The organism is Stenotrophomonas beteli, from assembly GCF_001431665.1.
GTDB lineage: Bacteria > Pseudomonadota > Gammaproteobacteria > Xanthomonadales > Xanthomonadaceae > Stenotrophomonas > Stenotrophomonas beteli.
The window spans coordinates 41,573-47,572 of sequence record NZ_LLXV01000043.1; the positions used below are offsets into that span (position 1 = coordinate 41,573).

Consider the following 6,000-nt stretch of genomic DNA (forward strand, 5'->3'; position numbering starts at 1 on the left):
GCGTCAGTCAGGACTGAGTGCTGGGAGATCTTTCCAGAAGTGGCAGGCGGGCGGCAGTGTACTGCTGCCCAGCTGGCTGCCTGCCTTCAGGCAATCGTGCTCTGATCATTCCGATCCAGCTAGGTGAAGCGACGTCCATCGAACAGCGCGTCACTGACAAATTCCACGCCCTACAGGGTATTGGGCGCTGTGGCCACCTTGATCGGTTGCCGGCGACGGCTACTCCGGCTGCGGCGCGACCGGAGTAGCCGTAAAGACAGGCATTCTTCCATGTAGTGCGATGCACATGCTTGTGGTTATCCCGCCAACCCTCCCAGCGCAGCATCACCTGAACGCGCTTTGGGCATGTAGGAACTTGCGACACACCTCACCGACCGTCCTCCCCAGCTCGACCCCATTGAGCGCGTAGACAATCTACTCCTCGGTAAAACGGAACTTCTTCATCGCCTGACTCCTCGTGATCCACGGGGACCCATGCAAGGCGAAGTCTCTACATTACGCTAGCCCGGCTTTTCGGCGGTGGGTCTCTGGAAATCCAGCACTCAGTCAAGGTCATCCAGAACATCCCTAGCGCCCCCATGCCGATTCTTCCCTCAAAACAAGCCACGACTTCGCCATGGCTCGCATCTCAAGCGCTGACTGACGACTGCTGCAGCCGACTCCGAACCTCATCGTTGCGAGCCTTCGCGGCCGCGATCGACTCCTTCCAGAAGCGCTCCATCTCATCAGCACGCCCCCCTACGCGATTCACCCGCCCATACACGGCCGGTGCGCGGAGCGGGTGCAATCCGGAAGTGGTAGAGGATCCATGCCTGAGCACAGACGGAGGCCACACCGGCTTCCGGCACAACTTCATCGCCAGGAAGCGAAAGACAGCCCATGGCAAGGTGAGCGGCAGCGCGATCCACATCAGGCCCGCACCTGCAGATGAGACGTGGATGATGAATGCATTGCGGAAACTCGGCTCAACCGAGGTGTAGAGCTGAAGCGGCGGGAACGGAAGCGCGGAACGCCCCTCCTCCATGAATCGGCGAATCATCTCCCAGTGAGCAAGCGTGATCGCCGGACTAGAACCGCTGTCCGCTCCAACTGCAAACGTGTGGACAACCTGATCCCCTTGCATCACAAGCCCACGAAGGTCGTACGTGCGTCCCTCGCCAGGGCCTACAGGCTTATCCCTACCAATAATGAATTTCACGTCCTGCCATGATGCGGAAATGACCTTGCCACCGTCACCACTGAAGAAATGTACCTGCTGCGCAACGCGATCAAATCTCACTGGGTAGTACTGATAGCGCAGAACATCCCGCAAGACCAACTTCCAGAAGATGAAGGCCAGGAATCCAAGAACGAGGGCGACCAGGCCTACAATCGAATATGTATCGCCTGACTCGAGCGGCCCGGCTCGATCAACCAGCGACGCAGTTGCATGCAAAATAGCGACGATGAAAATAAGTCCAAGCGCGATAAATACGCTCGCCCCCATCAATGCCCAGCCACGGTACAGAAAATGACGATCCACATACTCCATGCAATCATCATCAATTAAAATGATTCCTTTATCGATCGGCGTAAAAGTGGAAGAGTCGAAGTTGCGCACATCGGCGCTCCTTTCGTACTCGGTTATTGAACGATTGTTGCGATATCGCTGGGCAAGCCAGCCTGCAAACTGACTCACTGCTCACGCTCCTGCAGGAAGCATGGCGTTGTATGCGTCATCCTGTTTCTCAGCAGACTCGAATCTACCATGTTCATGCACTCCAAATGGCGTCATATCTAGCCACCTCTCAACTTTATCGTCACGAATCAGATTAATAAGCCACTCACCCAGCATGCTTATCAACCCCAGCACCAAAAGCACAATGAAACCAACACCTGCCGTCATGGCGCCAACAAACATGAGATAGGCAACTACCGCTCCGGCCACAGCAGTTGTGCCATAGAAAACGGCCATCGGAACATCTCCGGACTTTATTGACTCATACGCCTTCCAGCCGTCAACAACAGCCCCAAGCAATCCGCCAACTGTGCCGAGCAGTCTGCCAAGGAACCCTACAAGACCCGCCCTGCTTGCAACTTCAATTGCACCAAATCTGATCTCGGATGCCAACGCCGTTCTTCCCCACATTGTCTTGGCTAACGCAATCCCCGTCAGTTCGACACTGGTACCCGCAAATCCGGCTAGTGCAGAGGCAAGACTCAACTGTCTACGACCAGCCGGCCCCTCCTTTTCGACATCCAACTTGCCGTACGAATCCGCAACATTCCAAGCGTCTAGAACCAACCCGACAACCCCAAGACGCACCTCAAGATTTACGTGCGGAGCGGTGTACTGGGCAGCACGATTCCTTACCAGCGCCCTCACCTGCTCCTCACTCATCAGCATGTTTGCCATAGCACCCGGCTGCCCATTCCGGACAGCTGCCATCGCTTCCTTGTCCCAAAACACAGCCCACTCAAAGACCTTTCTGCCGCGTGCATTGCGATCACCTGTCGCGACTCTTGCGCCACTCCGCTCACCGAGTTCCTGCCGAAGGTGTTGATCCACGCGGGCCCTTAACTCCCGCTTGTTGACTCCAGCTTGTCCTTGGCTCAGCGCCTCCACCAGAAAGTGCGCCATCTCGCGCTCCGAGGCACGTATCCCGACCCTCTGGATACGCTTCCCCGAAAGGACTCCGAGCAGCCCAACCAGATTGTTCCTCGTCGCGGCAGAGATGGCCACGTTGATGCCAGCCTTTGCGACCGTTGATCCCGCCTTGGTCAGGGCGGTGACAATCATCCCAGACGTCTTGAACACCAGGCCTGCGACCAGGCCCAGCCCCTGCTGCAATTCACGGGGCTTGTTAGCTCCGCGATCCAGAACATGACCATACGCTTTGAAGAGATTGGACCAAGCTCCGGGATTGTCTGCATTGCTCAAGAATGTCTTTGACTGCTTCTCGATCACCTCCGCCGCAATTTTGTCATTGAGGGTCAAGGCCCGAACCGTACAGTTCTTGATGTCCTGAAAACGTCCGGCGAGATCCTCCAGAACCGCAGCCTGTACGCACTCGAATCCCACGACCCCCTCAAGCGAATTGTCGACAATCTCCGTCAATCTCATTGAATTGTATGACAGCTCGTCAATGTGATTGCATGCCAGCCACGTCCTGAAGTCGTCATTCTTGTACCAGCGCGCGAAGCTCTGGGCGATCGGAGTCAAGTGCGAAGATGTGTAGCGCTCCATTTCTGGCGCTAGGTTCTTGTCGAACTGATCAAGCGCTTGCTGACTGTAGTCATCGCGGTAACGATCCCATGCTGAGTCTCTTGCCTTCTTATCCTCCTCAGGCGTTAGTTCCTCACGCATCTTGGTGATTCCCGCCGCGTACAGCTCCATAGCGGCACGTCCGGTGTATGCGCTTGCGCGTACGGAACTCAGCTTTTCCGCGGCAGCCTGATCCTCAATTGCCTGCCGGATGCCCCGGATTGCCACCGACGTTGCATGCTTCCACCCGCGATCATCTTCCTCTTCGAAGTCCCGGATCTTTTGCCGAACAAGTGCGGAAAGCTCCTGCGTTATCCCCGCGGGATCATTCAACGCCACCATCATCGGACGAACGGCCGGGGAGCTCTTCTGAAGCCACGCCTCCATTCCTGGCACATCCTGCTTGCACCTTGAAAAAGGCGCGAAGGAGAACGAAAAGCCAGGATTGGCATACACCTCAACGACATCGAGGAGCTTCTCAACCGCACCATCCACGATGTGGGGCTTTCCAGGTTCCGCAGCTGGCGACGGATTCGAGGGAAGCATGGGAATCTTCACCTCAGGCTCGGATTTCACCCTCTTGCCAAACTTGAACTCGCTGACCATGAGGGGGGCATCAGTTGCACTTCCTACGTGATCCAGCGACTTGCCCTTGAGCCACGCCTGAACGTCAATACAGCGCATGTGCTTTTTGCGCTCACTTGACCTGCGGTTCCGCTCAATGATCTCCTTCGTCCACGGAGCCTCCGAGAAGCCAAACCAGATTTTACCCGCGCGCTTGGGGTCTGGAATGGTAACGAAGCGAGCCACCTGCGAATCCGCCATTCGTGCGCATGTGGGTTGAAATTCTTCCTCAGGCGGAGGAGCTGCATGCGGATCAAACTCCAGGAGGTAGGAGTCGCTGGTTATCTGATAGCCCTTCCATTCGCCACGGATCTCATTGAATACATAGAGATAGCCTTGGCGAGCGAGGCGTAGCGTGTAGTGTGCCTCACTGCCCGGAAGGGCAACACTGGCCACATCCTTTCCAAAACTCCCTCCCAGCTTGGGCCCTTGCCACATTTCCTTGACGTCGGAACGGCAAATGGCGTATCTGATCGGAAGAATCGGCAAGCCGACCTGATCGCAGACATCACATTTCTTCGCGGGGTCACACGACTGTGTCGGCTTCTTATCCATGCTGCCAGGCTCCTTGTTCTTCCTGCTCCAATGAAGGTTCATCCGCCTCTTCGTCGGAGGGGTCACTGACGACGCTACGGAACGCACCAGGATCTATGCGGGCAATCCGTAGGGCCTCTTGATACCGATGTGTATCGTGAATTTCGGGTGATTGATACAGCGAGGCGAATGCATAGGATTCCTTGTCGTCCGGATCCGTCAACCCACGCTCGCCAGCCCTGTTCATTTCGTCAAAGACACGCCTCGACAGTGTGGTGTCATCGATATCCCTGCCCTCCAGACGCAACCTGTCGATCACCTTGTTGACAGATGCCAGTGACGCGATCGCGTACAGCTGGTCTGACGTGAGGTGCACGCCATCCGTGTCAGGGCCTGTGCTGTCATACGTCTGCCATCTCATCCCTTGGCCTACGGGGGCAGTCCAGGAATTGATGGGGCCAAGCAACGCGCTCAGCTGCGATGGCGAGAGAATCCAATTCAGCGCGTTCCAGACACGAGGATCGTAGTATCTGAACAGCATCTTCTCACCTTCGACTTTTCTCACCATCATACGGGCCAGGTGATTTCGGACTTGTTGACTCCCGGCAGAACATTTCAAGAGAGCCGAGAAGGGAGATCGGCCATGATCGTGCGCGTACTGCACCGTTTCATCAAGTGCTGCCAGGCGCGCATCTGGCGCCATTTCCCCGAGTCTGAGGAGATAGGGAAGAAGATGCTGCTGCCCGAGGAGTTCCTTTGGAACGATGGGCTCACATGGCCACAACAAGGCAATGCGCCGATCGATCTGCAGCGGATTGATCAATGCGTACTGATGGGCTTCGAACAGCCGATGATTGAGTTGCATGTGTCAAGCTCCCAGCGGAACCAAGCCGGCTCCCGATTTCTCGGCAGCCCGCACTCGGTATTCGCAGGCCTTGTGTGAGCCCTCCGGCACCTTCGCCTCCCCCGCCACACTCGCCGGCCCCACCCATTCCCGCTGGCTCGCCTTGAATTCCACCTTGCCCGGTGCGCCCAGTTCGATGTTGTCGCCTTCGATGCGGATGTAGGCGCCCGCCGCCGTCGCCAGCAGGTGCTTGCTCGGCGCCGACAGCTGCACGTCCGCTTCGGTGCTGGCGATGCGCACCTGGGTCTTGGCCGCCACGATCATCTGGTTCTTGTGCGCGCGCGCACTCACCTTGCCCTGCGCCGCATGCAGCGCGATGCCGCGCTCCTGGTTCGGGCTTTCACCGCTGGGCTGCACGCCAGCGGTGTACAGCACCAGCCCGCCGGCCACGGCCATCGTCAGTGAGCCCTGCGTCATCCAGTTCAGCGCCACGCCGCTGGCCAGGGTGGTGTGGGTGCCGCTCACCCAGACCTGATCGGCGGGGGTCAGGCTCAGCACGCCGGCCACGCCACTGCCCAGCAGCACCGGTGCGCTCCAACCCGGTGCTTCGCCGTCGCCGCCCGCGATGCTGCCCGCGGCACTGCCGCTGTGGGTGGCACGCAGCGCTTCCTGCCCTCCCGTCAGGGTGGTATCGACCGGCAGCTCTTTCGGGCACCTGGGCCCGCCCGCCCGCTGGCTTGCGGCCCATTCTTCC

The 6,000-nt window shown here is 58.0% G+C and carries 4 protein-coding genes; all 4 read right to left on the reverse strand.

The genetic code is table 11. From position 1 onward, the window contains the following. Positions 1-628: 628 nt before the first annotated feature. A complete protein-coding gene (locus tag ARC23_RS11535) occupies positions 629-1,678 on the reverse strand; it encodes a DUF6708 domain-containing protein (protein WP_152985256.1) in 1,050 nt (349 codons plus the stop codon). A 3-nt stretch (positions 1,679-1,681) separates the two neighbouring features. After that, positions 1,682-4,423 (reverse strand): T6SS effector BTH_I2691 family protein, encoded by a 2,742-nt coding sequence (locus tag ARC23_RS11540; protein WP_152985257.1) that lies wholly within the window; start codon positions 4,421-4,423, stop codon positions 1,682-1,684. Then, positions 4,416-5,267 (reverse strand): DUF4123 domain-containing protein, encoded by an 852-nt coding sequence (locus ARC23_RS11545; RefSeq protein ID WP_057497344.1) that lies wholly within the window; start codon positions 5,265-5,267, stop codon positions 4,416-4,418. The genes ARC23_RS11540 and ARC23_RS11545 overlap by 8 nt, the downstream gene beginning before the upstream one ends. A 3-nt stretch (positions 5,268-5,270) precedes the next feature. Further along, positions 5,271-6,000, reverse strand: a 730-nt coding sequence (locus tag ARC23_RS11550; RefSeq protein ID WP_152985258.1) for a DUF2345 domain-containing protein, incomplete at its 5' end; no start/stop codon positions are given.

Excerpts from the sequence above, each read along its gene's own strand:
- ARC23_RS11545 (WP_057497344.1), bottom strand. The coding sequence starts at position 5,267 with ATGCAACTCAATCATCGGCTGTTCGAAGCCCATCAGTACGCATTGATC.
- ARC23_RS11540 (WP_152985257.1), bottom strand. The coding sequence starts at position 4,423 with ATGGATAAGAAGCCGACACAGTCGTGTGACCCCGCGAAGAAATGTGAT.